The organism is Cellulosimicrobium sp. RS (assembly GCF_046159675.1).
GTDB lineage: Bacteria > Actinomycetota > Actinomycetes > Actinomycetales > Cellulomonadaceae > Cellulosimicrobium > Cellulosimicrobium funkei.
In genome coordinates this window covers 47,877-72,621 of sequence record NZ_JBJXVU010000003.1, presented here as the reverse complement: position 1 = coordinate 72,621, position 24,745 = coordinate 47,877, and the positions used below count along the sequence as shown (strand labels likewise).

The 24,745-nt window shown below is 74.8% G+C and carries 26 protein-coding genes and 3 tRNA genes; 15 read left to right on the top strand and 14 right to left on the bottom strand.

Annotated features, from left to right (window positions below):
• Positions 1-2 precede the first annotated feature (2 nt).
• Positions 3-1,013: a 1-phosphofructokinase family hexose kinase gene (locus tag ACI769_RS05935; protein WP_085386567.1), complete on the top strand. Its 1,011-nt coding sequence runs from the start codon at positions 3-5 to the stop codon at positions 1,011-1,013.
• 61 nt (positions 1,014-1,074) lie between these two features.
• Entirely contained in the window at positions 1,075-1,848 is a 774-nt protein-coding gene (gene surE, locus ACI769_RS05930) for a 5'/3'-nucleotidase SurE (RefSeq protein ID WP_085386568.1), read from the top strand.
• Positions 1,849-1,902: 54 nt separating this feature from the next.
• On the opposite strand, the gene ACI769_RS05925 is transcribed toward surE, so the two are convergent.
• Entirely contained in the window at positions 1,903-3,510 is a 1,608-nt protein-coding gene (locus ACI769_RS05925; RefSeq protein ID WP_085386569.1) for a mechanosensitive ion channel domain-containing protein, read from the bottom strand.
• 29 nt (positions 3,511-3,539) lie between these two features.
• Complete coding sequence (locus ACI769_RS05920; RefSeq protein ID WP_085386570.1) at positions 3,540-4,262, bottom strand: antibiotic biosynthesis monooxygenase; 723 nt, start codon at positions 4,260-4,262, stop codon at positions 3,540-3,542.
• A gap of 124 nt (positions 4,263-4,386) precedes the next feature.
• Between ACI769_RS05920 and ACI769_RS05915 the strand changes: the two genes are divergently transcribed.
• From ACI769_RS05915 to ACI769_RS05905, 3 genes are all read left to right on the top strand, one after another.
• Positions 4,387-4,803: a hypothetical protein gene (locus ACI769_RS05915; protein ID WP_085386571.1), complete on the top strand. Its 417-nt coding sequence runs from the start codon at positions 4,387-4,389 to the stop codon at positions 4,801-4,803.
• A gap of 62 nt (positions 4,804-4,865) precedes the next feature.
• Entirely contained in the window at positions 4,866-6,134 is a 1,269-nt protein-coding gene (locus ACI769_RS05910) for a threonine/serine exporter ThrE family protein (RefSeq protein WP_409141325.1), read from the top strand.
• 348 nt (positions 6,135-6,482) lie between these two features.
• The gene (locus ACI769_RS05905) at positions 6,483-7,940 is read left to right on the top strand and encodes a D-alanyl-D-alanine carboxypeptidase family protein (protein WP_085386573.1); all 1,458 of its coding nucleotides are present in this window, start codon (positions 6,483-6,485) and stop codon (positions 7,938-7,940) included.
• A 91-nt stretch (positions 7,941-8,031) separates the two neighbouring features.
• Here ACI769_RS05905 and ACI769_RS05900 read toward each other — a convergent pair whose 3' ends face one another.
• From ACI769_RS05900 to ACI769_RS05860, 9 genes are all read right to left on the bottom strand, one after another.
• Positions 8,032-8,901 (bottom strand): prenyltransferase, encoded by an 870-nt coding sequence (locus tag ACI769_RS05900; protein ID WP_086149195.1) that lies wholly within the window; start codon positions 8,899-8,901, stop codon positions 8,032-8,034.
• Positions 8,898-9,260: a lycopene cyclase domain-containing protein gene (locus ACI769_RS05895; RefSeq protein WP_081895887.1), complete on the bottom strand. Its 363-nt coding sequence runs from the start codon at positions 9,258-9,260 to the stop codon at positions 8,898-8,900. The genes ACI769_RS05900 and ACI769_RS05895 overlap by 4 nt, the downstream gene beginning before the upstream one ends.
• Positions 9,257-9,595, bottom strand: coding sequence for a lycopene cyclase domain-containing protein (locus ACI769_RS05890; protein WP_031317163.1), 339 nt, complete (start codon positions 9,593-9,595; stop codon positions 9,257-9,259). Before ACI769_RS05890 ends, ACI769_RS05895 begins: the two co-directional genes overlap by 4 nt.
• Positions 9,592-11,262, bottom strand: coding sequence for a phytoene desaturase family protein (gene crtI, locus ACI769_RS05885; protein WP_144681908.1), 1,671 nt, complete (start codon positions 11,260-11,262; stop codon positions 9,592-9,594). The genes ACI769_RS05890 and crtI overlap by 4 nt, the downstream gene beginning before the upstream one ends.
• Complete coding sequence (locus ACI769_RS05880; RefSeq protein ID WP_085386576.1) at positions 11,259-12,173, bottom strand: squalene/phytoene synthase family protein; 915 nt, start codon at positions 12,171-12,173, stop codon at positions 11,259-11,261. The genes crtI and ACI769_RS05880 overlap by 4 nt, the downstream gene beginning before the upstream one ends.
• Positions 12,174-12,261: 88 nt before the next feature.
• Positions 12,262-13,269 carry a UDP-glucose 4-epimerase GalE gene (galE, locus tag ACI769_RS05875; RefSeq protein ID WP_085386577.1) on the bottom strand — a complete coding sequence of 336 codons (1,008 nt, stop codon included), beginning with the start codon at positions 13,267-13,269 and terminating at the stop codon, positions 12,262-12,264.
• Positions 13,270-13,357: 88 nt separating this feature from the next.
• Positions 13,358-14,284, bottom strand: coding sequence for a cation diffusion facilitator family transporter (locus ACI769_RS05870; protein ID WP_034653465.1), 927 nt, complete (start codon positions 14,282-14,284; stop codon positions 13,358-13,360).
• Positions 14,285-14,376: 92 nt separating this feature from the next.
• Entirely contained in the window at positions 14,377-14,694 is a 318-nt protein-coding gene (locus ACI769_RS05865) for a metalloregulator ArsR/SmtB family transcription factor (protein WP_021481595.1), read from the bottom strand.
• 40 nt (positions 14,695-14,734) lie between these two features.
• Complete coding sequence (locus tag ACI769_RS05860; RefSeq protein ID WP_409141424.1) at positions 14,735-15,079, bottom strand: metallopeptidase family protein; 345 nt, start codon at positions 15,077-15,079, stop codon at positions 14,735-14,737.
• 90 nt (positions 15,080-15,169) lie between these two features.
• Here ACI769_RS05860 and ACI769_RS05855 point away from each other — a divergent pair.
• From ACI769_RS05855 to ACI769_RS05835, 5 genes are all read left to right on the top strand, one after another.
• Positions 15,170-15,242 (top strand) — tRNA-Glu (locus tag ACI769_RS05855).
• Between the two features lie 163 nt (positions 15,243-15,405).
• Positions 15,406-15,479 (top strand) — tRNA-Asp (locus ACI769_RS05850).
• A 50-nt stretch (positions 15,480-15,529) separates the two neighbouring features.
• Positions 15,530-15,602: transfer RNA gene (locus ACI769_RS05845), tRNA-Phe, on the top strand.
• A gap of 173 nt (positions 15,603-15,775) precedes the next feature.
• Positions 15,776-16,198 carry a phage holin family protein gene (locus ACI769_RS05840; RefSeq protein WP_021481597.1) on the top strand — a complete coding sequence of 141 codons (423 nt, stop codon included), beginning with the start codon at positions 15,776-15,778 and terminating at the stop codon, positions 16,196-16,198.
• Entirely contained in the window at positions 16,195-16,503 is a 309-nt protein-coding gene (locus ACI769_RS05835; RefSeq protein WP_021481598.1) for a DUF3618 domain-containing protein, read from the top strand. The genes ACI769_RS05840 and ACI769_RS05835 overlap by 4 nt, the downstream gene beginning before the upstream one ends.
• A gap of 287 nt (positions 16,504-16,790) precedes the next feature.
• On the opposite strand, the gene ACI769_RS05830 is transcribed toward ACI769_RS05835, so the two are convergent.
• Entirely contained in the window at positions 16,791-17,003 is a 213-nt protein-coding gene (locus ACI769_RS05830) for a BldC family transcriptional regulator (protein ID WP_021482113.1), read from the bottom strand.
• 409 nt (positions 17,004-17,412) lie between these two features.
• Here ACI769_RS05830 and ACI769_RS05825 point away from each other — a divergent pair, with 409 nt between their 5' ends.
• Complete coding sequence (locus ACI769_RS05825; protein ID WP_021482112.1) at positions 17,413-17,619, top strand: DUF3073 domain-containing protein; 207 nt, start codon at positions 17,413-17,415, stop codon at positions 17,617-17,619.
• 269 nt (positions 17,620-17,888) lie between these two features.
• Here ACI769_RS05825 and purM read toward each other — a convergent pair whose 3' ends face one another.
• Both purM and purF read right to left on the bottom strand, forming a co-directional pair.
• Positions 17,889-19,022: a phosphoribosylformylglycinamidine cyclo-ligase gene (gene purM / locus ACI769_RS05820; protein ID WP_409141324.1), complete on the bottom strand. Its 1,134-nt coding sequence runs from the start codon at positions 19,020-19,022 to the stop codon at positions 17,889-17,891.
• Between the two features lie 57 nt (positions 19,023-19,079).
• Complete coding sequence (purF, locus tag ACI769_RS05815) at positions 19,080-20,627, bottom strand: amidophosphoribosyltransferase (protein ID WP_031315107.1); 1,548 nt, start codon at positions 20,625-20,627, stop codon at positions 19,080-19,082.
• Positions 20,628-20,865: 238 nt separating this feature from the next.
• Between purF and ACI769_RS05810 the strand changes: the two genes are divergently transcribed.
• The 4 genes from ACI769_RS05810 to ACI769_RS05795 are packed head-to-tail and all read left to right on the top strand — an operon-like array spanning position 20,866 to position 24,741.
• On the top strand, positions 20,866-21,924 hold the full coding sequence (locus ACI769_RS05810) for a sulfate ABC transporter substrate-binding protein (protein ID WP_114552785.1): 1,059 nt from the start codon (positions 20,866-20,868) through the stop codon (positions 21,922-21,924).
• 3 nt (positions 21,925-21,927) lie between these two features.
• Positions 21,928-22,818 carry a sulfate ABC transporter permease subunit CysT gene (gene cysT / locus ACI769_RS05805; RefSeq protein ID WP_409141323.1) on the top strand — a complete coding sequence of 297 codons (891 nt, stop codon included), beginning with the start codon at positions 21,928-21,930 and terminating at the stop codon, positions 22,816-22,818.
• Positions 22,811-23,686 carry a sulfate ABC transporter permease gene (locus tag ACI769_RS05800; protein ID WP_409141322.1) on the top strand — a complete coding sequence of 292 codons (876 nt, stop codon included), beginning with the start codon at positions 22,811-22,813 and terminating at the stop codon, positions 23,684-23,686. Before cysT ends, ACI769_RS05800 begins: the two co-directional genes overlap by 8 nt.
• The gene (locus tag ACI769_RS05795; RefSeq protein WP_409141321.1) at positions 23,683-24,741 is read left to right on the top strand and encodes a sulfate/molybdate ABC transporter ATP-binding protein; all 1,059 of its coding nucleotides are present in this window, start codon (positions 23,683-23,685) and stop codon (positions 24,739-24,741) included. The genes ACI769_RS05800 and ACI769_RS05795 overlap by 4 nt, the downstream gene beginning before the upstream one ends.
• Positions 24,742-24,745: the final 4 nt, after the last annotated feature.

The window sequence follows — 24,745 nt, the reverse complement described above, 5'->3', positions numbered from 1 at the left end:
GGATGAGCGCGACGACCCCGCCGACGCCCCCGGGCGCGCACCCGCCCGGCACCGCGACGAGCCCTGCCGCGCCCGGCGGCGCGCCCCGGTCTCCTGCGGTGTGCGTGCTCGCCCTGACGCCGCTTCTCGCGATCGAGATCGAGCCCGCCGGGCCGACCGAGACGTCGCCCGAGGTGCACGTCCACCCGGGCGGGCAGGGCCTGTGGCTCGCGCGCATGGCCTACTCGCTCGGGGCGCACGTCGTGGTCTGCGGGCCGTTCGGCGGCGAGACGGGCAGCGTCGCGGCGCACCTCGCCCGCACCGAGAACCTCGAGCTGCGCACGGTCGGCACCGGCGGCAACGGGGCGTTCGTCCACGACCGGCGCAGCGGCCAGCGCACCGAGCTCGTGACGATGGACCCCTACCCCCTGAACCGGCACGAGGTCGACGACCTCTACAGCACCGTCCTGGTCAGCGCGCTCGACGCGGCCGTCACGATCCTCACGGGCTCGGAGACGGCCGTCGGGGTCCCCGCGTCGTTCTTCCGGCGCCTCGCCCACGACCTGCACGCCTCGGACCGCCAGGTCGTCGCGGACCTCTCCGCCGACCAGGCGCAGGCCGTCGCCGACGCGCCGGGGGTCGTGCTCAAGATGAGCCACGAGGAGCTCGTCGAGGGCGGCTTCAGCGACGACGAGTCCGAGGAGTCGCTCCTGCGGTCCGCGCGCGCCATGGTCGACGCCGGCCCGCGCGCGCTCGTCGTGTCCCGCGCGCACGACCCCTCGCTGCTCGTCACGCGCGAGCACACGTACCGGGTCACGACGCCCCGCGTCACGACCGTCGACCACCGCGGCGCGGGCGACTCGATGACGGCGGGGATCGCCGTCGGGCTGGGGCGCGGGCTCGAGCTGCCCGACGCCGTCCGGCTCGGCGCCGCGGCCGGGGCGCTCAACGTCACGCGGCGGGGCCTCGGGACGGGCCGCCGCGACCAGATCGAGCGCTTCGCGCGCAGCGTCACGGTCGAGGACGTGACCTGACGCCCGCCCGCGGAGCGTGACCGAACACCGAGACCCGGACCCGAACCCTCAGGAGGACCGCGTGCGCGCACTCGTGACCAACGACGACGGGATCGACTCCCCCGGCCTGGCGGTGCTCGCCGGGGCGGCGCTCGACGCCGGGTACGAGGTCGTCGTCGCGGCGCCCGCCCGGGAGTCGTCCGGGGCGAGCGCCGCGCTGCTGGGCGCCGAGCGCGACGGCCGGCTGGCCGTCGAGCCGCGTAGCGCGCCCGGCCTGCCCGACGGCGTCACCTCCTACGCCGTGCGCGCCGCCCCCGCGCTCATCGCGTTCGTCGCCGCCTACGGCGGGTTCGGCCCGCGGCCCGACCTCGTGCTCTCGGGCGCCAACAAGGGCGCGAACACGGGCAACGCGATCCTGCACTCGGGCACCGTCGGCGCGGCGCTGTCCGCGATGACGCACGGCATCCGGTCGCTCGCCGTCTCGGTCGACGCCGCCGAGCCGCGGCACTGGGACACCGCGCGGCTCGTCACCGACCACGTGCTCGCCTGGATGGACAGGAGCGCCGCCGACGTCCCGCTCGACCGGCGCACGCTCAACGTCAACGTGCCCGACGTCGCCCCCGACCGCCTGCGCGGGCTGCGGCAGGCGCCGCTCGCGTCGTTCGGCCTCGTCCAGGCGAACATCCACGAGGACGGCGACCGGCACCTCGTGCTCCAGTACTCGGGCACCGAGCGGCACTCCGAGCCCGACTCCGACACCGGCCTGCTCACGCGCGGCTGGGCCACCGCGACGCTCCTCGTCGCCCCCTACGCGGACGCGAGCGTCGACATCCCGACCCTCCCGCCCCTGGCTTGACGACCCCCGCCGTCGAGCACGGGGTCCGCGACCGCGTCGCGGCCGATCCGGTCGTCAACCCCGTGCTCGACCGTCGCCGGTGTCGTGATCGGGGGTCTCGTCGTCCGGCACCGTCTCGTGCTCGGCGGTGCGCTCGCGCTCCTCGATGACGTCCTGGCCGGGCCCGGCGAACGCCCGCGAGCGCTCCTCGCCCTCGGGCGTCCCGCTGAAGAAGGCGGACTCCGCGGCCTCGGGCAGGTCGTCGTCGTGCCCGACGGCGGGCAGCGGCCGGGTGCTGCCCGGCGCCTCGGCGTCGTCGACGCCCCCGTCCGCCGCGGTCGGCCCGGTGCGGCCCGGACGACCCGCGCCGTCGTCGGGGCCCGGCACCACCCCGACGAGCCGCGTCGGGTCCTCGCTCGGCGCGGCGCCCGCGCCCCGGCCCGCGCGCCGGATCGTGCCGAGGACGACGGGCGCGTCGGCACGACGCGCACCTCGCTCCGCGGGGAGCCGCGGCGGCCGCGCCGGGGCGACGGGACCGCCGTCGTCCGTGGCGTCGCGGCCGGGGCCACCGGACGCGTCGGACCTGTCCGGCGCGCCGAGCCCGTCGCGCTCGTCCGGTCCGTCGAGGTCCAGCGCGTCCACCGCGCGCTCGAGCCGCGTGCGCGGCAGGCCCTGGGGCGCGGCGCGCTGCAACCAGTCGACGAGTCCCTCGCGCACGAAGCACCGCAGGTCGAACAGCGTCGGGGCGTCGTGCGCGCTGACGAGCGCGCGCACGCGGACGAGGCCCCCGACGGCGTCGGTCACCTGGAGGATGCCGACGCGCTCGTCCCACAGGTCCGTGAGCCCGAGCAGCCGCCGCAGCTCGGCGCGCATGGGGCCGACCGGCACCTCGAAGTCGAGGTCGAGCTCGACCGTGCCCAGCAGGTCGGCCGCGCGCCGCGTCCAGTTCTGGAACGGCGTCGTCGTGAAGTAGGTCGACGGCATGATGAGCCGACGGTCGTCCCACAGGTGCACGACGACGTACGTCATCGTGATCTCCTCGATGCGCCCCCACTCGCCCTCGAGCACCACGACGTCGTCGACGCGAATCGCGTCGGTGAACGCGATCTGCATGCCCGCGAAGACGTTGGCGAGCGACGTCTGCGCCGCGAGCCCCGCGACGATCGAGATGAGCCCGGCCGACGCGAGCAGGCTCGCCCCCGCCGCGCGCGCGGCGGGGAACGTCAGCAGGATGCCCGCGACCGCGCACACGACGATCACCGCGACGGTGAGCCGCCGCAGCACCGTGATCTGCGTCCGGACGCGGCGCGCGTGCCGGTTGTCCGCGGTGTCCATGCGGTACCGCTGGAGCGCGGAGTCCTCGAGCACGAACGCGATCGCGCCCACCCACCACGCCCCGACCACGATGAGCGCGATGAGCAGCAGGTGCTCGACGGCGGGCCGCCACGGCGTCCCGGCGTCGGTGGTGACGCGCACGGCGATCCAGACGGCGACGACGGTGAGGACCGCGCGGTCCGGCCGCCGGAGCCGTCGCGACAGGTCCCGGGCCAGCTCGCTGCGCCGCCCGGCCCGCCGCACGACGGCGGAGATCACCGTCCCCAGCACGAACGCCAGGACCACGCCCGCCGCGACCGCACCGAGGGTGAGCAGGACGTCGGTCGTGTTCTCGAGCTCGGTGTCCATCCCCCCAGGCTAGGCAGGGTGCGAGACCGTCACCTCCGGGCCGCGCGACGGACGCGGGGCGCCCGGGACCGCGGGGGGCGGGCCAGCCACGGGGCGAGCACCTGCGTCACGCGCGGCAGCACGAGGTAGGTCATCACGGGCGTGAGGACGAGCGTCGTGGCGAGCACGCGCGGGACGACCGGCACCGCGTCCCACGCGGGGACCAGGCTCCCGACGAGCAGGGTGAACGCGAGGTTCACGGGGAAGAACCCGAGCCAGATGCTCACGGACTGCTTCCAGCGGGGCGGCGCCGCGGCGACCGCCGCGCCCGACGATGCGCCCGACGACGCGCCCGGCGTCGGGTCGTCGAACCAGCCCTCGATGCCCGTGCGGCGCTCGACCCGCGTCTCCTCGACGAGGTCCCGGCCTCGCGCGAGCCAGCCCACCCGGTCGGGCGAGGTCTCCCAGGCGTCGAGCGTCGCAGCGTCCGCGAACCGGTAGAGCATGTGCCAGTCGTGCGACCCGGCCGAGGCGCGCACCCAGCCGGAGCCGAGGAAGCCCGGGTAGCGGTTGGCGAGGTTGACCCCGTCCTGCACCCAGCGCGTGACGGCTGGGACGTTCTCGGGCCGGACGCGGCGCTCGATCGCGACGGTCACGGGACCGGCGCCGGTGCGGGCCGGGCCGGAGCGGGGTCGGGCGGGCGGGCTCGGGGGCAGGGCGCGGGCGGGGTCGCCGCCGGTCCGCCGCGCGTCCCCGGGGACGTCGTGGGTCATGGGACGAGTGAACGCGGCGGGTGTTTCCGGGTCGTGAACGCGCGCGGGCGCGGGACGGATCGTCCCGCGGGTCGGGACGCGAGCCGACGCGCGCGGCGGCCGGGCCGGGCCTACCGTGGCAGGCATGATCTCGTGGGAGCTCGCGCTCGCCCTGCGCGACGCGGGCGTGCGGTGGTCCCCCGCCTCGGGCGACCGCTTCCGCCTCCTCACCACCGGCGCCGACGGCGACGTCTTCACCGTGAGCGACATGACCATCGAGCCGCACGAGTTCGACACCGGCGTCGTGCTCGGCTTCAACGGCACGACGGAGTGGGCGCTCGACTCCGTCGCGCTCGAGGACGCGCTGTGGCACCCGCTGGAGGGCCAGCTGCGCGAGCTGCTCGGCGGCACGTTCCGCACGCTCGAACGGACCCCCGACGGGTACGTCGTGCGCACCGAGGTCCTCGGCGAGGCGGCCGAGCACCGCGCCGCCGACGCGGCCGACGCCTACGCGGACGCCCTGCTCGCGCTCGTCGCTGTGAGCACGGAGGGCCCGCCCTGACGCGCCGCCGGCACGCGACCTGGCTCGACGACGTCCGGCGCGCCCCGGGCGTCGTGCGCCGGGTGCTGCGCGCGCTGGGCGACGAGCCGCCCCTCGCCGTCGAGCCCGAACCGCCCGAGGTCTCGCCCGACCTCGTGCCCCTCCTGCGCGAGCTCGGGACGGCGCTCCTCGACTCCGGCCGCTCGGTCACCGACGTCGAGGACGACCTCGAGGCGGTCGCCCGGCGGTCGGGCGCCTCGACCGGCACCCTCGTCCTGCCGACGGGCGTGTTCGTCCGGGTGAGCACCGAGAGCGGCGCGGTCGCGGACTTCTCGGCCGCGGAGGCGAGCGGTCTCAACCTCGACCAGATCGGGGCGCTCATGACGCTCGTGCGCCGCCTGCGCACGTCGGACGTCCCGCTCGCCGACGCGCGGGCGCAGCTGCGCGCGATCGTCGCCCGCCCGCCCCGGTTCGGGGCCGCGCTCACCGTCGTCGGGCACGGGCTGCTCACCGTCGGTTTCGGGCTCGTGCTCAACCCGACGGGCCCGCTCCTGCCCGTCTACCTCGCCCTCGGGCTGCTCGTCGGAGCGCTGCGCTGGCTCGGCACGCGGTGGCCCACGCTCGCGACCGCCCTGCCTGTCGTCGCGGCGTTCGTCGTCACGCTCCTCGCCGTGGAGGTGGTGCACCCGTGGCTGGGCGACGACCCGCTGAGCGTGCTCGTCCCGCCGCTCGTGTCGTTCCTGCCCGGGTCGGTGCTCACCGTCGCGGCGATCGAGCTGACGAGCAACCAGATCGTCGCGGGGGCGAGCCGGCTCGTCTACGGCGTCGCGCAGCTCCTGCTCCTCGTGTTCGGCGTCGTCGCCGGCGCCGCCGTCGGGGGCCCGCTCGTCGCGGCGCCGCAGGGCGACCACCTCGGGTGGTGGGCGCCGTGGGTGGGGATCCTCGCCGTCGGGCTGGGGCAGATGCTCTTCGCGTCGTCGCCGCGCGGTTCGCTCCCCTGGGTCCTGCTCGTGCTGCTGGGCGCCTACGCGGCCCAGCTCCTGGGGTCGCTCGCCGCGGCGCCCCTCGCCGGGTTCTTCGGGGCGCTCGTCATCGCCCCGCTCGCCGCGCTCGTCGAGCGCTCGCGGCACGGGCCGCCGGCGGCCGTCACGACGCTGCCCGCGTTCTGGCTCCTCGTGCCCGGCGCCCTGAGCCTCCTGGGTCTCTCCGACCTCGTGAACGGGGGCCCGGAGGCCGCGCAGGAGATCGCGAACGCGGTCGTCGCCGTGTTCGGGATCGCGCTCGGGACGCTCGTCGGCTCGGCGGTCACGCGCGACGCAGGACGCGTGACACGTACCCTCTTCACGTCCTGAGCACACGGTCCCCACGCCATTCCCGGGGGTTCCCCTCGTGAGCCCACCCCTCTGGACGTCCGTCTAGTTGAAGATGGAACAGCCGACAGGCCTCCGCGGTCCACCCCGAGACCGTGCCTGTCGGCGTCGTGGTGAGAGGGCGCGCTCGCGTCCCGCCCGACCGCACGCCGTCGTGGTCACCCCGCGCTCCCCTGCGCAGGTGCCCAGGGACCGGAGCGCGCCGCGCTCGACCGCCCGCGACCACGACCCGATGATCGGATCGTCCGCTTGACCACTGCACAGCACCTCACGTCCACCCCGACCGGCACCACCGGCGCGTACCCCGCCGTCCGCGGCGAGGCGCGCTAGATGGGCCGCCACACCGCGCGCCGGGCCTCGTTCCCCGCCGCCCTCGTCTCCGCCGCCCGCCGTGGCACGCACGGGACCGGCTCTGCCGCGCCCCGGCGCCGCCGCACGCTCGGGACCGGCGCCGCCGTCGCGGCCGTCGCGCTCACCGCGAGCACCGCCGCGGCGGCCTTCGCCGACGGCGCGGCGCCGTCCGCCACGACCGACGCGACCGAGGCGGCGCCCGCCGGCACGCCGACGTCGGGCGCCGCGGTCGCCCCCGTGTCCCTCGGGACGGTCGCCGCCCCGGCGACCGCCGACCCGGCGACCGTCGACGCCGCGGGCGACGTGCTCGTCCGGGCCCAGTTCCTCACCGGGGAGGGCGCCGCGGCGCTCACGCCCGAGCAGGTCGCCCAGATCGAGGACGCGCGCACGCGGCTCAGCGAGGCCGTGTCCGAGGCGTCCCCGTCCGAGGATGCCACCACGCTCCTCGGCTCCCCCGCGGGGTCCGGGCTCGCGAGCCCGGACGACGGCGCCACGGCGACCGCCGAGGCCACCGAGGAGCCCGCGACCGACGACACGCTCACCGCCGCCGAGACGCTCGGCGCGAGCGTGCCCGCGCTCGACGGCCGCGCCGACGACCGTGCGAGCCGGTCCTCGGCCCGCACGCCGCTCGACGAGCTCGAGGCCGCGGTCCCGACGCTCGGCACCGCGACGCCGGGCCTGGCCACGGCGCCCGACGACGCCCCGCCCGGGACGGACGCCGCCGCGCCGTCGGCCGGCGCTGACGCGGCGACCGAGTCGCCCGAGGAGGACGCGGCGGCCGCGGACACCGCGACCGACGCGCCCGACCTCACCACCGGTACGGGGAACGCGAACGCCGGTGCCCCGGCCGCAGACGCCGAGGCACCGGCGGACCCGGCGGCTCCCGCCGGCACGGAGGAGATCGCCGCGCTGACCGCGGAGCTCACGACCCTGCTCGACGCCGCCGGCTCGGGCGTGACCGTCCAGGTCGTGCCCGGACCGCCGTCGGCCGAGGAGGTCGCCGCCCAGCTCGACCAGTGGGCCACGTCCACCGCGGGCTACGGCAACGGGCAGATCCCGGCGAGCGCGCTGTGCGAGCTGTCGTTCGCGCCCGGCGAGCAGCTCCGCTGCGACGCCGCCCACCAGATCGAGGCCCTCAACGAGAAGTACCGCGAGGCGTTCGGCGCGAACCTGTCCGTGACGGACTCGTACCGCTCGTACGCGTCCCAGGTCGCCGTGAAGGCGTCCCGCGGCTACTTCGCGGCGCCGCCCGGCATGTCGAACCACGGCTGGGCGCTCGCGCTCGACCTCGGCGGCGGCATCCAGAGCTACGGCACCGCGCAGTACGAGTGGATGCGCGCCAACGCGCCGGCCTACGGGTGGGAGAACCCCGAGTGGGCCCGCGCCGGCGGCTCGAAGAACGAGCCCTGGCACTGGGAGTACGGCGACATCTCCTGACGAGCCGCTCCCCCACGACGACGGCCCCGGCACCGCGACGACCTCGCGGGACCGGGGCCTTCGTCGTCCGTGCCCGGCGACGCCGGGCGCGTCAGGTGAGGGCGTCCGCGAGGAGCAGCATCGTCACGAGGAACCCGGTGACGAGGTTGAGCCACAGGAACGCCCGCCACCCGGCGTTGGCGCGCTCGCAGTCGTCGTCGCGCACGTCGCGGAACCGCAGCACGTTGACGGCGTACGGCAGCGGGAGCAGCGCGGCGAGGACGCCGGGCCACGGGAGCACCGCGAGCACGACGGCCGCCCCGACGTACGCCGCCGCCGCGGCGAGCACGGTCGCGTGCGCGCCGATCGCCGTCGCGACGGACGCGATGCCGCCCTCGCGGTCCGCGCGCACGTCCTGCACCGCACCGAACGCGTGCGAGGCCATGCCCCAGAGCACGAAGCCGACGAGCACGGGCCAGACGGACCGCGCGGAGAGGTCCGCGTCGACGAGCACGAGCGCGTACAGCAGCGGCCCGGCGAAGTGCATGGCGGAGGTGAACGAGTCGAGGAACGGGCGCTCCTTGAACCGCAGCCGGGGCGCCGAGTAGGCGACGACGCCGAACACCACGAGCGCGAGGACCGCGCCCGCGAGCGGGTCGCCGAGGAGCAGGAGCGCGACGAGGAACGGCACGTTGGTCGCGACGCACGCGCGCAGGATGCGCCGGTGCGTGACGCGCGCGGTCGCCGGGTCCGCCAACGCGCCCTCGATGCCGCCCTTGCGCGGGTTCCGCAGGTCGCTCGCGTAGTCGAAGACGTCGTTCACGCCGTACATGAGCAGGTTGTACGGCACGAGGAAGTACAGCGTCCCGACGACGAGCGCGAGGTCGACGCGCCCGCCGGTCGCCACGAGGTACCCCGCGGCGAAGGGGTACGCGGTGTTGATCCAGGAGAAGGGCCGCGACGCGGCGAGGACGTCCTTCACCGGTCGTCCTCCGTGGCACGCGCGCGCCCGGACCCGCGCTCGGCGGTGCGGTCGCGACCGGCGGTGCGGTCGCGACCGCGGGCGCCGAGCACCGTCCACAGCACCGGCATCCCGAGCGCGGCGGCGAGCGCGTACGCGAAGTCCTCGAGCGGCGCCCCCCACAGGTAGACGCCGAGGATCTTGTCCGGGTGGTAGACGTACAGGTCGGCCGCGATCATCAGCGTGTCGAACACGAGGGTGAGCACGCACATCACGACGGCCGTCCACACGAGCGGCCCGGGTCGCAGCCGGCGCAGCACGCGCCACGACACCGCGACGAGCACCGCGAGGACGATGACGTTGAGCACGATGTTCGTCACGCGTCGTCCTCCCCGGCGCGCCGGGCCGCGAGCACGCGCTCGGCGCCCCGCCAGACGAGCAGCGCGTTGTAGCACAGGAGCGTCAGGAACACCGCCTCCTCGACGGGGAGGTCGGGCGCGAGCAGCAGCCCGGTCATCCAGGGGCTCTCCCCGCGCGCGAAGATCCCGAGCGCGAGTCCCGCGACGTCCCACGCGAGGAACCCGACGACGCCGAGCCCGACCGTGAGCGCGGCCCGCCGCGGGTCGGACCAGAACGCGAGCCGGAACCGGCGGTCGAGCACGGCCAGGCCGCCGAGCGAGACCGCGAGCGCACCGAGGTAGGCGAGGCCCGTCACCGGCGGACCGCCACCGGCCGGTCCGCCGGCCGGAGCCGTTCGGGCCGGCGGCTCGCGGCGAGGAAGCCCTCGCGCAGCGGCTCGGGCAGCGGGCGCGCGGACGTCTCGCCGAGCAGCCGCTTGGCGACGAGCTCGGCGCTGATCAGGCACATCGGCAGTCCCACGCCCGGGATCGTGCCACCTCCGGCGTGGTAGAGCCCGTCGACACGGCGGGACGCGTTGCCCGGGCGCCACAGCGCGGACTGCCGCAGGGTGTGCTCCATGCCGAGCGCGCCGCCGCGCCACGCCGAGAGCTCGGTCGCGAAGTGCGCCGGGCCGAGCACGCGTCGCGTGACGACGCGCCCCGGGAGGTCCTCGACGCCCGCCCAGCGTCCCACCTGGGCGAGGTAGCGGTCGGCCAGCCCTTCGAGCGTGCGCTGCGACGGCTCGTCGCCGCCGAGCGTCGGGTCGGCGGGGAACGGCACGAGGAGGAACAGGTTCTCGTGGCCGGGCGGCGCCGCGGGGGCGGCCGACGTCGGCCCGTCGGTCGCGCTCGTGCGCGACACGTACAGCGAGGCCGGCTCCGGCACGCGCAGGCCGCGGGGGTCGCTGCGACGGTCCGGGCCGAGCACCGCGTCGAAGTTGGCGGGCCAGTCCTTCGTGAAGAACAGCGAGTGGTGCGCGAGCTCGGGCAGCTCGCCGCGGACGCCCGCGAGCACGAGCAGCGCCGAGATGCCGGGGCCCTTGTCCTCCCACGCCGCGGCGGGGAGGTCGGCCCAGCGCGGATCGAGGAGCGCCGTCTCCGTGTGGTGCCGGTCGGCGGCCGACACGACGACGTCCGCCTCGACGAGCTCGCCCGACGCGAGGCGCACCCCGGCGACCCGGCCGCGGCGACCGCCGCCGGGCACGACCTCGATCCCGGCGACGTCGGCGCCGGTGCGCACCTCGGCGCCCGCGTCGCGCGCGAGCCGCTCGACGGCCTCGATGAGCGTGTACATGCCCCCGCGGGGGTACTGGACGCCGTCGACGAGGTCGAGGTGGCTCATGAGCGAGTAGAGCGCGGGCGCGCGGTAGGGGGACGACCCGAGGAACACGGCGTGGTACCCGAGGAGCTGCTGGAGCCGCGGGTCGTCCACGGCGCGCGCGGCCCGGTCGGCGAGCGACTCGCGCAGGAGCCCGGCCAGGCGCGGCAGCCGGCGCAGCACCGCGGGCGAGAGCGCCCGGTCGGGGCGCTCGAACGTCGTGTAGAGGAAGTGGTCGAGCGCGAGCCCGTACGCCTCGCTCGCGTCCTCGGCGTACGCGGCGACCCGGCCCCCGGCACCCGGCTCGATCGCGTCGAGCCGCGACCGGTTGACCCCGGGGTTGCCGGACAGCTCGAACGTCGACGCCGCGCCGTCCGCGCCCGGCTCGAAGAACACCCGGTACGCCGGGTCGAGCGGGACGAGGTCGAGGTGGTCCTCGACGCGCGCGCCGAGCAGCCCGAAGAAGTGCTCGAACACCTCGGGCATGAAGTACCAGGACGGGCCGGTGTCGAAGCGGAAGCCGTCCACCTCGAGCGTGCCCGCGCGACCGCCCACCTCGTCGTGCCGCTCGAGCAGGGTGACGCGGGCGCCGCCGCGCGCGAGCAGGGCGGCGGTGGCGAGCCCGGCGATCCCCCCTCCGACGACGACGACGCGCGGAGCCCTCACGCGAGCACCTTCCGCGGGCGCGGGGACCGGGCGGACGCCACCTGGCCGAGGAGCTGGCCGCCGGCGGCGCGCGCCGCGAGCGCGACCTTCATCGTGTCCGGGATGCGCACGCGCGCACGCAGGATGTCCTCCGGCGGCGTCGCGGCGAGCCGCGCCAGGAGCCGCTCGTAGACGGCGACGGTCGCGGCCACGGCGATGCGCGGGCGCACCGGGAGCCCGGGGAGCGCGGCGCGGGCGGCGGCGAGGTCGCCCTCCACCTCGCGGCAGAACGCCTCGACGTCCCGGCGGCGCAGTCGGCCGGGGACGACGCCGGGCAGGTAGGCGCGCCCGAGCTCGTCGTGGTCGGTGCGCAGGTCGCGCAGGAAGTTGATCTTCTGGAACGCCGCGCCGAGCGCGCGGGCGCCGCGGACCAGCACCGGGTCCGGGACGCGCAGCGGCTCTCCCGGGCGGCGCCGCGCGTTGAGGAACACCGCGAGGCACATGAGGCCGACGACCTCCGCCGAGCCGTACACGTACCGCTCGTAGCTCTCGCGGTCGTGCACGCGCACCGTGAGGTCGGTGCGCATCGAGGCGAAGAACGGGTCGACCTCGTCGTGCCCGAAGCCGCAGCGGCGCGCGGCACGGGCGAACGAGTGGACGACGAGGTTCGTCGACCAGCCCCGGTCGAGCGCCCGCGCCGTCTCCGCCTCGAGCTCGTCGAGGAGGTCTGCCGCGCCGTCGCCGCGGCGCGTGTCCACGACCTCGTCGGCGATCCGCACGAGCCCGTACACCGCGTCGATCCCGTCGCGGGTCGGCGTGTCGAGCAGGCGTGCGCCCAGCCCGAACGAGGTCGAGTACGCCGCCAGCACGACCCGGCTCGTGCGTGCGGCGGTCAGGTCGTACAGCCGTGCCGGGTCGCTCTCGTCGCCCACGTCGTCGTCCCGCCTTCCGTCGCCGGGGCACCTCCCCGGTCAATCCTCAGCATGCTGAGGGATGTAGGATCGCACGGGACGCCGGATTTCACACCTCGGAGGCGGCCTCGCGCGTCGTGTCGATGCGGCGGGGCCCGGACTGCCAGGCCTCCCACGCCGACGCGATGATCTCCGGCAGGCCGTTCGTGGCGCGCCAGCCGAAGAGCTCGTTGATGCGGCGGGGGTTCCCGACGAGCTGCGGCGGGTCGCCCGCGCGGCGCGGCAGGACCTCCGGCGTGACGTCGAGCCCGCTGACGCGCCCGATCTCGTCGATCACCTCGCGCACCGAGGAGCCCTCGCCCGTGCCGACGTTGAAGACGTCGAACGGACGCTCGTCCACGTCGAGGTACTCGAGCGCGGCGAGGTGGGCCTGCGCGAGGTCGAGGACGTGGATGTAGTCCCGGATGCACGTGCCGTCCGGCGTCGGGTAGTCGTCCCCGAAGATCTTGGGCCGCTCGCCGCGCTCGAGGCGGTCGAGGACCATGGGCACGAGGTTGAGCACCGCGGGGTCGCCCAGGTCCGGCCAGCCCGCACCGGCGACGTTGAAGTAGCGCAGGGCGACGAACCGCAGCCCCCACGCGCGGCTCGCGGCCCGACCGAGCCACTCCCCGACCAGCTTCGTCTCGCCGTAGGGGTTGATCGGCTCGGCGTGCAGCTTCTCCTCGACCAGGGACACCGACGGCATGCCGTACGTCGCCGCCGACGACGAGAAGACGAGGCGGTCGACGCCGGCCGCCTGCATCGCGGTGACGAGGTTCGTGAAGCCCCCGACGTTCTGCTGGTAGTACCAGGCCGGCTTCTCGACCGACTCCCCCACCTGCTTGCGCGCCGCGAAGTGGACGACCGCGCGCACGTCGTGCTCGGTCATGGCGCGCGTGAGCACGTCCACGGCCTCGGGCGACGCGACGTCGACCTCGACGAGCACCGCGTCACCCACCCGGTCCGCGCGGCCCGTGCTCAGGTCGTCGACCACGACCACCTTCTCGCCGCGCTCCTGCAGGAGGCGCACCACGTGCGCGCCGATGTACCCGGCTCCGCCGGTCACGAGGATCGTCATGGCACCACCCTAGTGCGCGCGCCCCGCGCGGCGACGGGTCGTCCCCAGGGCGTCCGGTCGCGCGCCGCGGGGAGGCCCGACGGCGCCCTCAGGCGTGGCCGTGCGCCTCGCGGTCGCGCAGGGCCGCCGTCTCGAGCTGGAAGGTCGAGTGCTCGACGGAGACCGGGAAGTGGTGGGCGACGCACGTGCGCACGCGCTCGACGATCTCCAGCGCGTGCCCGTCGCGGAAGCACGCGTCGTCCACGACGACGTGCGCCGAGATGGTCGGGAGCCCCGTCGCGACCGTGGAGGCGTGCAGGTCGTGGACGTCCTCGACGTGGTCGAGCGAGAGGATGTGCCGCCGGACGTCGTCGAGGTCCAGGCCCTCGGGCGTGAACTCCATGAGGACGGCCGTCGCCTCGCGCAGGAGGCGGAACGCGCGCGGCACGATGAGGACGGCGATGAGCAGGCCGGCGATCGCGTCGGCCCGCTGGTAGCCCGTCGTGGCGATCACGACGGCGGCCACGATGACCCCGACGGAGCCCAGCGCGTCGTTGACCACCTCGAGGAACGCGGCCCGCAGGTTGAGGTTCGCGCGCCGCCCGGACGCCAGGACCGCGATGGCGACGAGGTTCCCCACGAGGCCGACGATCCCGAACACGAGGAGCTCGGAGGAGGGCACCTCGGGCGGCTCGAGCAGGCGCCGGACGCCCTCGACGGCGGCGTACGCGCCGACGGCCAGGAGCAGCGCCGCCTGCGCGAGGGCCGCGAGCACCTCGACACGACGGAAGCCCCACGTGCGGTGCTTGGTCGCCGGGCGCAGCGCGAGCGACGCCGCGACCAGCGCGACGGCCAGCCCGATCGCGTCGGTGAGCATGTGCGCCGTGTCCGTGAGGAGCGCCAGGCTCCCCGTGAGCACCGCGCCGACGGCCTGGGCCGCGAGGATCGTCGCGGTGATGCCGAACGCGACGGCGAGCCGCCTGCGGTGGTCGGGCGCGTCGAGGCCACCTGCGCCGTGGTCGTGACCCGCTCCCATCGCTCCTCCATTCATCGGTGTGTACCGATGATATCGATGAACACCGATGTTTTCTAGGCGGGGTGCGCCGTGACACGCGTCACGCGCAGGGGTCAGGGGGCGAGGGCGACGTGCTCCGCGTCGGCGAGGAGGTGCGCGACCTCCGGGCGCACGAGGCGGTACCAGGACGACCGGCCCTCCCGCCGCACCGCGACGACCCCCACCTCGCGCAGCGTGGTGAGGTGCTCCGAGACGGTCGACTGCGCCAGCCCGAGCTCGCGCGTGAGGTCGACGACCCGGCGCTCCGAGCCCGTGAGCAGGTGCACGATCGCGAGGCGGCGCGGCTCGGCGAGCGCGTGGAGCAGGCGCGCGACCGCCTCGTGGTCGTGCGCGCCGTCGTGCCGGGGGTCGCTCGCGGCGCTCGTCGTCACCCGCCGATCGTAGCGATCGGCCGGCCCGGACCGCCCGGGCTCAGCCCCAGCCGAGCTCGTCCAGCCGGTCGTCGTCGATGCCGAAGTGGTGCGCGATCTCGTGGACGACGGTCACCGCCACCTCCTCGACCACGTCCTCGCGCGTCTCGCAGATGGCGAGCGTCGGGTTCCGGAAGATCGTGATGCGGTCGGGCAGCGCGCCCGCCGCCCACATGTGGTCGCGCTCCGTGAGCGGGACCCCCTCGTAGAGCCCGAGCAGCTCGGGGTCGTCGTCGGGCGCGTCGTCCTCGACGAGCACCACGACGTTGTCCATCTGCGCCGCCAGCTCCTCGGGGACGAGGTCCAGCCCGTCGCGCACGGCGTCCTCGAAGTCGGCCCGCGTCATCTCCACCACCCGCCCATCCTCCCCCGCGCGGGCGGCGCATCCGACGAGGAGCCCCCGGCGGCGCCGCTGTACACTGGACGACGTTCCTGAGCCCCCATCGTCTAGCGGCCTAGGACCCCGCCCTTTCACGGCGGTAGCACGGGTTCGAATCCCGTTGGGGGTACGCGAGATCGCGTCGGGACCGGTGGTCACCGGCGGATTTACGGATCGGCTCACCGGTACGGTACGATCCTCTCGGTTCGAATGCGGGCCACCACACCACCAGGATCGCTGGTGAAAATCACCGGGTTCCCTGGTGCTAAGGTGTGTCTCGCGAAGAACAGCAAGGCCCTGTAGCGCAGTTGGTTAGCGCGCCGCCCTGTCACGGCGGAGGTCGCGGGTTCAAGTCCCGTCAGGGTCGCGTGAGGCGAAGAGCCCGGTCGGCATCGGCCGGCCGGGCTCTTCCCCCATGGCTCTGTAGCTCAGTTGGTAGAGCGTTCGACTGAAAATCGAAAGGTCACCGGATCGACGCCGGTCGGAGCCACCGAGAGACCCCCGCCCGGGATTCCGGACGGGGGTCTTCTGCGTCCCGGGCCCGCGCGGTGTCCCTCGCGCGACCCTCCTCGCCCCCGGGCACCGCGCGCACCCCCGGGGAAGTTGCGCGCCGACCCCGGTGCCGGTTGAGTGGTGGGGGATCACCTGCGGAAAGGCTGAGAGATGAGCGACTGGATCGACGGGCGCATCCCGCCCGAGGAGCAGAAGCCGACGGTCGGACAGCTCGTGGAGCGCTTGTCCGAGCAGGCGACCCGGCTCGTCCGCTCGGAGATCGCCCTCGCGAAGGCCGAGCTGACGACGAAGGCGAAGCACGCCGGCATCGGCATCGGCCTGCTCGTCGTCGGCGGCGTGCTCGTGCTGTACGGCCTGGGCTTCCTGCTGCACTCCGCCATGGAGGGCCTCGCGACCGCCATGCCGCTGTGGCTCGCGGCGCTGATCGTCGGCGGCGTCCTCGTGCTGGTCGCCGGTACGCTCGCGTTCGTCGGCGTCAAGCAGCTCCAGCGGGGCGTGCCGCCGACGCCGACCGGTGCGGTCGAGAGCATCAAGGAAGACGTCGCGACCATCAAGGAAGGACTGCGCCCGTGAGCGGAACCGGCGAGACCCCCGACCCCCAGCTCTCCCCGTCCCAGCTCGAGGACGAGATCGCGCGCACCCGCAAGGAGCTCGCGGGGACGATCGACGAGCTCACGACGCGGCTCGACCCGCGCGTCCAGGCCAAGGCCGCCGCGCAGCAGGCGAAGCAGGCCGCGAGCGACACCGGGGCGTTCCTCTCCGGCAACGGGCTGCCCGAGGAGGACCCGGACCGGTCCCGCAACGTCAAGCTGCTGCTGGGCGCCGCCGTGGTCGGCGTCGCGCTGGTGGCCGCGGCGATCCTCCGCCGCCGCTCGTAGCGACCCCGTCGACGAACGCCGTCGACCCCGCGCCGGTGCTCCACCGGACGCGGGGTCGGCGGCGTTCCGGCGTGCGGGAGGGTTCGGCGACGTGCGGGATCTCCGGCACGCGGGGAGGGTTCGGGACGCGGGACGTCCGGCGTGCGGGAGCGTCGCACGCGCGCAGAGCTGGGTGGCAAGGCCGGCGCCGCCGTGGCCGACCGAGGGCGCGCGTCGAGCCGGCGCCCGTTCGGGTACGCGCCGCCACGTCGGCGTGCCGTGGGCCGTGGGCGGGGCGCGACCCCGGGTCAGGACTTGTCTGTACCGTCCGCGGGCTCGCTCGCGGCGCCGAGCAGGGCCCGGACCTCGGACTCGCGGTAGCGCCGGTGGCCACCGAGGGTGCGGATGGACGACAGCTTGCCCGCCTTCGCCCAGCGGGTGACGGTCTTGGGGTCGACGCGGAAAAGGCTGGCGACCTCGGCGGGCGTGAGCAGAACCTCGGACTCCCCGTGCATGGACATCACGACACCTCCTCCTGGTACGCGCTGGTCCGGCAGATACCCCGGATCACGACGACAGCACGACGCCAGTACCTTCCATTGTCGCAGCATGCGGATTTCGGGCGACTTGACGGACGGGTGAATTAGGCGCTCTATGGTCGGATCGGCCGGATAGGCGCTCCTGCGGCATACGAGAGCGTTGCCGCAGGTGGTCCGCAGGGGCCCTCCGCGCCGCCGGACCCGGTCCGGGCGAGGCCGCGCCGTGGAGACTGTGTGACGGTAGGCACGTCCACGGCTCGACCAGGGTCTCTGAGTGGATGGAATAGGCCCTGAGCATGTACCGTTGGACCCTGAACAGACGAAACTACACCCCGGGGCCGCACGTCTGAGTACGTTGCCGCCCCGCTTCTACGTTGAGGGGGTCGGAGCCATGGGCCGCGGCCGTCAGAAGGCAAAGCAGACCAAGGTCGCTCGCGCGCTGAAGTACTACAGCCCCGAGACGAACTACAGTGCGCTCGAGCAGGAGCTCACGGGTCACAGCCGTACGGATGTCGTGACGGACTCGCGCTTCGGCGCCGAGCCGGACGACCTCGAGCGCTACGACCAGCGCTACAACGACTGGTCCGACGACCGCTGACGGTCGTCCGCGACACCCCCTCCGCCGTCTCGCACGGACGCACCTGACTTCGACGGCGCCGTCGCCTGCCCGCAGGCGGTGGCGCCGTCGTCGTGCGTCCACGACGGATCGCCCCACCGAGACGTCCACGACGGGCCACCATCACCGCGACGTCCACGCCGGGGCGTCCCACCGCGACGTCCTTGACGGATCGACCCGTCGCGCCCGCGGGAGAGCAGCCCTGGTCGGGCCGACGCCGCGATCCGCGCGCCGACCCGACCGGGCGGTGATCAGGAGCGGTAGTCCCCGACGAGGCGCACCGCGCCCGCCTGGACGCCCTTGGTGCCGGCGACCAGGTCGCCGTCGGCGAGGTCGCGGGCCGTGTCCGGGTCGAAGGCCTCGACCGTGCCGAGCACCCACGCGGGCACGCCGAGCGCGGCGCACCGCGCCAGGGCGGCGTCGACGCCGTCCGCGCCCACGACCGCGACCATCCCGACACCGAGGTTGAGGGTGTTCTCGAGGTCGCCGCGCGGCACCCCGCCCAGCTCGCGCACGAGGCGGAAGACGGGCGGCACGTCCCAGCTCCCCCGGTCGACGACCCCGACGAGCCCTGCCGGGAGGACGCGCGCGAGGTTCGCGGCCAGGCCGCCGCCCGTGACGTGCGTGAACGCGTGGACCTGGGCGGCGTCGTCGGCGGCCAGGGCGAGGCAGTCGCTCGCGTAGACGCGCGTCGGGGTGAGCAGCTCCTCGCCGACGGTGCGGCCGAGCTCGTCCACGTGCCGCTCGAGGCCCCAGCCCGCGTGCTTGAGCACGGCGCGCACGAGCGAGTAACCGTTCGAGTGGAGGCCCGACGACGCCATGGCGACGAGCACGTCGCCCTCGCGCACCCGCTCCGGGCCGAGCAGCGCGTCCGACTCGACGACGCCCGTGGCCGCGCCCGCGACGTCGTACTCGTCCTCGCCGAGCAGGCCCGGGTGCTCCGCCGTCTCGCCGCCGACGAGCGCGGTGCCGGCGACCTCGCAGGCCGCGGCGATGCCCCGCACGATGCCCGCGATGCGCTCGGGCACGACCTTGCCGCACGCGATGTAGTCGGTCATGAACAGCGGCTTGGCGCCCACCACCACGATGTCGTCGACGACCATGCCGACGAGGTCGAAGCCGATCGTGTCGTGCACGTCGAGCGCCTGGGCGATCGCGACCTTGGTGCCGACGCCGTCGGTCGACGTCGCGAGCAGCGGACGGCGGTACGTCGCGACCTCGGAGAAGTCGTAGAGCCCGGCGAACCCGCCGACGCCGCCGAGGACCTGCGGCCCGTGGGTGCGGCGCACGGCGTCCTTCATGAGCTCGACGGCCTTGTCACCGGCCTCGGTGTCGACCCCCGCGGCGGCGTAGGTGAGGCTCGTGCGGGGCGAGTCGGCAGTCATGGTGTCGGCTCCAAAGGTGTCTCGCGGCGCGCGCGCCGGTGGTGCGTAGGGTGCGGGTCAGGGGTGCTGGAGGGCGCCGGCGCCGCCGGCGGTCACAGAGAGGCTGCGCAGCCCGTCCTCGGGCGCCCCGAGCGGGAGCTCGGCCTGCTCGAGGAGGTGCTTGCCGAGCTGGTCGTCCGGCGGCAGCTCGATGGGGTACTTGCCCGTGAAGCACGCCGTGCAGAGCTGGGACGACGGCTGCTCGGTCGCCGAGATCATGCCCTCGGTCGAGATGTAGCCGAGGCTGTCGGCGCCGAGCGACTGGCCGATCTCGTGCGGCGAGAGGCCGTTCGCGATGAGCTCGGCGCGCGACGCGAAGTCGATGCCGTAGAAGCACGGCCACTTCACGGGCGGCGAGCTGATGCGCACGTGCACCTCCGCCGCGCCGGCCTCGCGCAGCATCCGCACGAGCGCGCGCTGCGTGTTGCCGCGCACGATCGAGTCGTCGACGACGACGAGCCGCTTGCCGCGGATCACGTCGCGCAGCGGGTTGAGCTTGAGCCGGATGCCGAGCTGGCGCAGCGTGTCCGACGGCTGGATGAACGTGCGGCCCACGTAGGCGTTCTTCGTGAGCCCCTGGCCGAACGGGATGCCCGACTCGGCGGCGTAGCCCACCGCGGCCGGCGTGCCGGACTCGGGGACCGGGATGACGAGGTCCGCCTCGACGGGGTGCTCGCGGGCGAGCTGGCGGCCCATCTCGACGCGCGCCGCGTGCACCGAGCGGCCGTTGATGCTCGTGTCCGGGCGGGCCAGGTAGACGTACTCGAAGACGCAGCCCGCGCGCTCGATGGGCGCGAAGCGCTGCGAGCGCAGGCCCTCCGCGTCGATCGCGATGAGCTCGCCGGGCTCGACCTCGCGCACGAAGGACGCGCCCACGATGTCCAGAGCCGGCGTCTCGCTCGCGACGACCCAGCCGCGCTCGAGGCGGCCGAGCACGAGCGGGCGCACGCCCTGCGGGTCGCGCGCGGCGTACAGCGTGCGCTCGTCCATGAAGACGAGCGAGAACGCACCGCGCAGGCGCGGGAGCACCTCGAGCGCCGTCGCCTCGAGCGTGTGGTCGGCGTCGCCCGCGAGGAGCGCGGTGACGAGCGCGGTGTCCGTCGTGTTGCCGCGCGCGAGCTCGCCGCGGCGCTGGCTCCCGTAGCGCTCGGCGACGAGGTTGACGAGCTCGGCGGAGTTCGTGAGGTTGCCGTTGTGCCCGAGGGCCACGGTCCCGGACGCGGTGGCGCCGAGCGTCGGCTGCGCGTTCTCCCACGTCACGCCGCCCGTGGTCGAGTACCGGCAGTGCCCGACGGCGATGTGCCCCGTCAGGGCGTTGAGGGCCGTCTCGTCGAAGACCTGGGAGACGAGGCCCATGTCCTTGTAGACGAGGATCTGCTCGCCGTTGCTCGTCGCGATGCCCGCCGACTCCTGGCCGCGGTGCTGCAGCGCGTAGAGCCCGAAGTAGGCGAGCTTGGCGACCTCCTCGCCGGGCGCCCAGACACCGAAGACGCCGCAGGCGTCCTGGGGGCCTTTCTCGCCGGGCATGAGGTCGTGGTTGAGAAGTCCATCTCCGCGGGGGGCCACGTACCTCAGTGTCCCACAGCGCGCGGGCGAGGACGGAAGCGGACGACCAGGCGGACGGCCGCCCGCCGTCGTTCACGGTGGCGTTACGTCGTCCCACCTGTCGGTCGGGGGTTTCGCTGCGTGGGAACGCCGCGCTTGAATCTCGACTTACCCGACCGCAGGGGTCAAGTATGGCCGCCGCGCCGGGCCCGTTCCACCACCGCTCCCGCTCCCCGGGACCCCGACGAAGGACGACACCATGCGACGCCTCCGGACGACGATCACCCTCGCGGCTGCCGCGGCAGCCACCGCCCTGGTCCTCACCGCCTGCGCGCCGACCGCCGTCGACGGGTCGGGCGGGGGCGACGCGAGCGGCGACGGGGGCTCCGACGTCGAGCCCACGACGCTCTCGCTCGTCGGCTTCGCCGTGCCGAAGGCGGGCAACGACGCGGCGCAGGAGCTGTGGGGCGAGACCGAGGACGGCCAGGGCGTGACCTGGGAGACGTCGTACGGCGCGTCCGGCGACCAGAGCCGCGCGGTCGCCGACGGGCTGGAGGCCGACTACGTGCACTTCTCGCTCGAGGGCGACGTGACGCGCCTCGTCGACGCGGGCCTCGTCGCCGAGGACTGGAACGCGGGCGAGAACCAGGGCATCGTCAGCCAGTCCGTCGTGGTCCTCGTGGTCCGCGAGGGCAACCCGAAGAACATCCAGAGCTGGGAGGACATCGTCCAGCCCGGGGTCGAGATCGTCACCCCGAACCCCGGCTCGTCGGGCTCGGCCCGCTGGAACATCCTCGCCGGGTGGGGCAGCGTCATCGCGAACGGCGGCTCGGAGGAGGACGCGACCGAGTACCTGCGGAAGTTCTTCACCAACGCCGTCGCCCTCCCCGGCAGCGGCCGCGACGCGACGACGGCCTTCACGTCCGGCACCGGCGACGTCCTGCTCTCCTACGAGAACGAGGCGATCCTCGCGCGGCAGAACGGCGAGACGTTCGACTACGTGGTCCCCGACCAGACGCTCCTCATCGAGAACCCCGCCGCAGTGACGGTCGACGCCGACCCCAAGGCGCAGAGCTACCTCGACTTCGTCCTCACGCCCGAGGGCCAGGAGGCGTTCGCGCACGTGGGCTTCCGCCCGCTCACCGGCGACGTCGACTTCGAGGTGGAGGGCGCCAATGACCCGAGCGACCCGTTCCCGGCCGTCCCCACCCTCCTCACCATCGCCGACGACTTCGGCGGCTGGTCCGCGACCAACGACAAGTTCTTCGGCGACGAGGGCCTCGTGACCAAGATCCAGGCCGAGACCGGGAAGCAGTGACCCGTGTCCGCGACCCTCGCTGAACGGCCGGGCCGGGCGGCGCGCGAGCGCCGCCCGGCCCCGGCCGCGCCTCCCGGCCGCACGCGCCGTCGGGCGCCCAACGGCCCCTACCGGCTCACGGCGACCTCGGGCCTCGGGCTCGGCGTCGCGCTCGTGTGGTTCTCGGCCCTCGCCCTCGTCCCGCTGATCGCGGTGCTCGTCGAGACGTCCGTCGGCGGCTGGCCGGCCTTCGTCGCCGCCGTGACGCAGCCGCAGACCGCCGCGGCGCTGACCCTCACGGTCACGCAGGCGCTCGCCGTGACCGCCGTCAACGTCGTCATGGGCACGCTGATCGCGTGGGTCCTCGTGCGCGACCGGTTCCCCGGCAAGCGGCTCCTCGAGGTGCTCATCGACATCCCGTTCACGCTCCCCACGATCGTCGCCGGCCTCGTGCTGCTCGCGCTGTACGGGCCGTCGGGGCCGCTGGGGATCGACGTCGCGAACACGCGCGCCGCCGTCTTCCTCGCGTTCCTGTTCGTCACGCTGCCCTTCGTGGTGCGCAGCGTGCAGCCCGTGCTCGCCGAGCTCGACCGGGACGTCGAGGAGGCCGCCGCGTCGCTCGGCGCGACGCGGGCCACGACCTTCCGCCGCGTCGTCCTCCCGGCCCTCGCGCCCGCGATCACCGCGGGCGCCGCGCTGTCGTTCGCGCGCGCGATCAGCGAGTACGGCGCGCTCGTCCTGCTCTCCGGGAACCTGCCCATGCGCACCGAGGTGGGCTCCGTGCGCATCCTCAGCTACCTCGAGAACGGCCAGCCCGAGCAGGCGGCGGCCGTCGCGTCGGTGCTCCTCCTCGTCTCGCTGCTCGTCATCGCGACGATCCAGCTCCTCCAGCGCAGGGTGGCCCGCCGTGGATAGCTCTCCCTGGGTGCGCCGAACGCTGCGCGCCGTCGTGGTCGTCTACCTCGTGCTGCTCGTCGGGTGGCCGGTCTCGCTCGTCGTGCGCGGCGCGTTCGCCGACGGGCTCGAGACGTTCCAGCGGGCTCTCGCCGACCCGTCCGTCGTCTTCGCGCTCCAGCTCACCGCCGCCGTCGCGGTGCAGGTCGTGCTGATCAACACCGTGTTCGGCGTCGGCATCTCGATGCTCATCGTCCGGTACGACTTCCCGGGCAAGGCGCTCCTCAACGCCCTGCTCGACCTCCCGCTGTCCGTCTCCCCGATCGTCGTCGGGCTCTCGCTCGTCCTCGTGTACGGGAAGAACGGCTGGTTCGGCGGCGCCCTCGAGGACGCCGGGCTCCAGGTGATCTTCGCGCCGCCGGGCATCGTCCTCGCCACCGCGTTCGTGTGCCTCCCGCTCGTCATCCGCGAGGTCGTGCCGGTCCTCACGGAGCTCGGCACCGACGAGGAGCTCGCCGCGACGAGCCTCGGGGCGAGCCGCCTCCAGACGTTCCGGCGCATCACCCTGCCGGCGATCCGGTGGGCCGTCGTCTACGGGGTCGTGCTCACCCTCGCGCGCGCCCTCGGCGAGTTCGGCGCGGTCAAGGTCGTCTCCGGCAACTTCGAGGGCCGCACGCAGACGTCCACGCTGCTCGTCGAGCAGCGGTACCAGGACTTCGAGCAGGGCACCGCCTACGCCGTCGCGTTCCTCCTCGCGTCGGTGTCCGTCGCGTGCATCGTCGCCGTGACGTTCCTGCGCTCCGACGACGCCGCCGGCCCCCGCGCCCGCCGCTCCCCCCGCACCGTCAGGTCCACCCGCACCGCCGCCCCCACGGAGGCCGACGCATGAGCATCGAGATCCGCAACGTCCGCAAGACCTTCGGCGACTTCGTCGCGCTCGACGACGTCTCCGTCTCCGTGCCGACCGGCCGCCTCACGGCCCTGCTCGGCCCGAGCGGCGGCGGCAAGTCCACGCTGCTGCGCGTCGTCGCCGGGCTCGAGGTGCCGGACTCGGGCCAGGTCGAGATCGAGGGCCGCGACGCGACGAACCTGCCCGCGCGCCGCCGCAACGTGGGCTTCGTCTTCCAGCACTACGCGGCCTTCAAGCACCTGAGCGTCGCGCGGAACGTCGCGTTCGGGCTCGAGATCCGCCGCACGCCGAAGGCCGAGATCGCCGAGCGCGTCGACGAGCTCCTGCGGCTCGTGCACCTCGAGAGCTTCGCGCACCGGCTGCCGTCGCAGCTCTCCGGCGGGCAGCGCCAGCGCATGGCGCTCGCCCGGGCGCTCGCGATCCGCCCGAGCGTCCTCCTGCTCGACGAGCCGTTCGGCGCGCTCGACGCGAAGGTCCGCAAGGAGCTGCGCGACTGGCTGCGCCGCCTGCACGACGAGATCCCCGTGACCACGGTGTTCGTCACGCACGACCAGGAGGAGGCGCTCGAGGTCGCGGACGAGATCGTCGTCGTCAACGAGGGCCGCATCGAGCAGGTCGGCACGCCCGACGACCTCTACGACCGCCCCGCGAACGACTTCGTCATGGGCTTCCTCGGCCCGGTCACGCGCCTCGGCGGCGTCCTCGTGCGACCGCACGACGTCCACGTCGAGGTGCTGCCCGACGGCGGGGCGGGCCTCGACCCGTCGGCGCGCCGGGGCGTCGCGATCGGGGACACGGCGGACGCGGCGGGCGTGACCGGCGTCGTCACGCGGACGACGCGCGTGGGGTTCGAGGTGCGCGCAGAGGTGACCGCGGGCGACGAGGTGGTGTCCGTCGTCGTGACCCGCGCGGAGGCGCGGACGCTGGGCCTGGCGCCCGGCGTGGCGGTGCGGCTCTCCCCCGCCGCCGGCGCCCCGACCGGTACGGCGTCCGAGCGGGCGGACCGGCGCGTGGCCGAGCCGCTCGTCGGCTGAGCGG

Excerpts from the sequence above, each read along its gene's own strand:
- galE (WP_085386577.1), bottom strand. The coding sequence starts at position 13,269 with ATGACGATCCTCGTGACCGGCGGAGCCGGGTACATCGGCGCGCACGTG.
- ACI769_RS05810 (WP_114552785.1), top strand. The coding sequence starts at position 20,866 with ATGCGACGCCTCCGGACGACGATCACCCTCGCGGCTGCCGCGGCAGCC.
- ACI769_RS05840 (WP_021481597.1), top strand. The coding sequence starts at position 15,776 with ATGAGCGACTGGATCGACGGGCGCATCCCGCCCGAGGAGCAGAAGCCG.
- ACI769_RS05830 (WP_021482113.1), bottom strand. The coding sequence starts at position 17,003 with ATGTCCATGCACGGGGAGTCCGAGGTTCTGCTCACGCCCGCCGAGGTC.
- ACI769_RS05925 (WP_085386569.1), bottom strand. The coding sequence starts at position 3,510 with ATGGACACCGAGCTCGAGAACACGACCGACGTCCTGCTCACCCTCGGT.
- ACI769_RS05905 (WP_085386573.1), top strand. The coding sequence starts at position 6,483 with ATGGGCCGCCACACCGCGCGCCGGGCCTCGTTCCCCGCCGCCCTCGTC.
- ACI769_RS05860 (WP_409141424.1), bottom strand. The coding sequence starts at position 15,079 with ATGACGCGGGCCGACTTCGAGGACGCCGTGCGCGACGGGCTGGACCTC.
- purM (WP_409141324.1), bottom strand. The coding sequence starts at position 19,022 with ATGACTGCCGACTCGCCCCGCACGAGCCTCACCTACGCCGCCGCGGGG.
- ACI769_RS05795 (WP_409141321.1), top strand. The coding sequence starts at position 23,683 with ATGAGCATCGAGATCCGCAACGTCCGCAAGACCTTCGGCGACTTCGTC.
- ACI769_RS05915 (WP_085386571.1), top strand. The coding sequence starts at position 4,387 with ATGATCTCGTGGGAGCTCGCGCTCGCCCTGCGCGACGCGGGCGTGCGG.
- ACI769_RS05935 (WP_085386567.1), top strand. The coding sequence starts at position 3 with ATGAGCGCGACGACCCCGCCGACGCCCCCGGGCGCGCACCCGCCCGGC.
- ACI769_RS05920 (WP_085386570.1), bottom strand. The coding sequence starts at position 4,262 with ATGACCCACGACGTCCCCGGGGACGCGCGGCGGACCGGCGGCGACCCC.
- ACI769_RS05870 (WP_034653465.1), bottom strand. The coding sequence starts at position 14,284 with ATGGGAGCGGGTCACGACCACGGCGCAGGTGGCCTCGACGCGCCCGAC.
- ACI769_RS05825 (WP_021482112.1), top strand. The coding sequence starts at position 17,413 with ATGGGCCGCGGCCGTCAGAAGGCAAAGCAGACCAAGGTCGCTCGCGCG.